Origin of the sequence: Microcystis sp. M53602_WE12 (assembly GCF_030065455.1) — a bacterium.
GTDB classification, from domain to species: Bacteria; Cyanobacteriota; Cyanobacteriia; order Cyanobacteriales; family Microcystaceae; genus Microcystis; species Microcystis aeruginosa.
The window spans coordinates 1-1,848 of the sequence record NZ_JASJFB010000485.1; the positions used below are offsets into that span (position 1 = coordinate 1).

The window sequence follows — 1,848 nt, forward strand, 5'->3', positions numbered from 1 at the left end:
AAGCAATTTTGTTGGTCAAAATAGTTAAGGTTTTTACCAAACTTTTTCGACTCGGTTTTGCGATGATAAACACAAGCATTATAAAGAGAGCAGTGTAGCTTTTGACCGTAATGAAGCTTGTTATTTTGTGTTTGGTTTGGATCAAGACGAAAAGTAATTCTCTTGATAGCCATAACTGATCGACCTAGGAAAGTTATACTTTTAGTATAGCCTACAGATATAGTAGTCTGTCAAGTTTGAATTGAGGGATAGAGTTTTTTTAATTTAATACGAGCATCAGCAGTAGTAAATCTCCAGTCAACTGAATTTGACTTTTCATTTCGATTTTCTTCCCAGACCTTAATTTCTTGTTTTAAACTATCCATGTCTGGGATACGACGATCGAGACATTGACGATTCAAAACGCTCAACTCAATTTCTGCCATATTTAACCAGCTGCCATGTTTGGGAGTGTAATGAAATTCGAGTTTATCTAAAATTCTCTTGGCCTCTTCCGGTTCAAAGGCTTTATATAATGAGGCTTTTACATGAGTATTTAAGTTGTCTTGAATTACTCTAATTTTCTGGGCATCCGGATAACGCTCATCAACCAAATATTTCATTTGGTGTGCATAATCGCTCGCCGTCCTTTGTTGTGTAACTTCTACATGTCGCCCACCTTGTAATGGTTCAAAAAACATAAACATATTGGCTACACCATTACGCTCATATTGATAGTCATACCTTTCTGGTTCTCTCGGTTCGGCTGGTATTTTCTCTTTTGTTTCTTTGACTAATTGTTGACAACTCTCATCAAAACACAGCCAGGGATTTTGCTGGTCATACTCACTATGATAAATATCCAAGACATCTTCCATGGCACAGACAAACTCCGCTGATTCTTTTGGGGGAATGACCCATGATTGATTCAGCCATGGTTTCAATTCATTTTTTTTAAGGTTTTTCTGATGGTTTCTCGTGATATTTTTTCCACATATTCAAGTTCGACCATTTTATCTGCCAGCATTTGAAGTGTCCATTTTGCTCGTCCCGTTGGTGTTTCACTACAAGCGATGGCAATCAGAGCTGCTTCCTTTTCCCCATCGATAATTTTGGCACGGCGATGTTCTGGCTTTTTTCGAGTTAATGATGATTCAATTCCTGACTCGACAAATCTTTGTCGTACTCTCTCAATGGTGGCTTGAGCAACATTTAAGGCTTCACTAATTTTCGAGTCAGTCCAACCACCTTCCTGTTGATTGACATCTGCTAAAAGTAGTATTCTGGCATGGTTCATTTTGTAAGCTGCTATTTTTCCTTTCTTGGTTAGCTGCTCGAGTTCAGTTCTTTCGGAGTCTGTTAGCTCTACAATATATTTTTTCTTCGGCATTTTTTTGTCTGAAGTTGGATAACTTCTTCCAGATTAGCTCTTTTTTGGCTCTTCGTTACTTGTTATGGTTTGATAGGGGGGCATAGAGCGACTAAATCCTTATCTGGTAAAAGACTTAATTGATTAGTTCGCTCTAGATAAAAAACAATTGACAAAAATCGCTAAATGACTTTCTATATAAGGGTTCCATCCCTTATAACCCCCGTCCATTGCATAACACAAACCGAAGATCCCTCTTTTTTTATCCCTCAAAACAAAATTGATGCTCTAATAGGTTGTCAATATGAAACCCAGAAAAGGCTCTCATAGTGTTTTTAGCGTGCGGTTACACTTTGTTTTTGTCACTCATTAGACCTCTTGCAAAAGTCTTAAGTTGATCCTTGTACAGCAACATTTTTGAAGATTATCAACTACTAATAAATAATTAACTGAAAGTCCCTCCTATTATTGTTTCTATCGTTTGTTTTCGGATTTATGCA

1 protein-coding gene and 1 pseudogene are annotated in these 1,848 nt (G+C 37.2%); one reads left to right on the plus strand and one right to left on the minus strand.

Annotation, left to right across the window (positions count from 1 at the left end):
* Positions 1–230 precede the first annotated feature (230 nt).
* A protein-coding gene (locus PX482_RS16110; protein WP_155120450.1) for an IS630-like element ISMae29 family transposase occupies positions 231–1,369 on the minus strand; the annotation gives its coding sequence in 2 pieces (ribosomal slippage) (positions 231–937 and positions 937–1,369; 1,140 coding nt in all).
* Positions 1,370–1,652: 283 nt separating this feature from the next.
* Here PX482_RS16110 and PX482_RS16115 point away from each other — a divergent pair.
* A pseudogene (locus tag PX482_RS16115) lies at positions 1,653–1,718 on the plus strand (IS200/IS605 family transposase); the annotation flags it as partial.
* Positions 1,719–1,848: the final 130 nt, after the last annotated feature.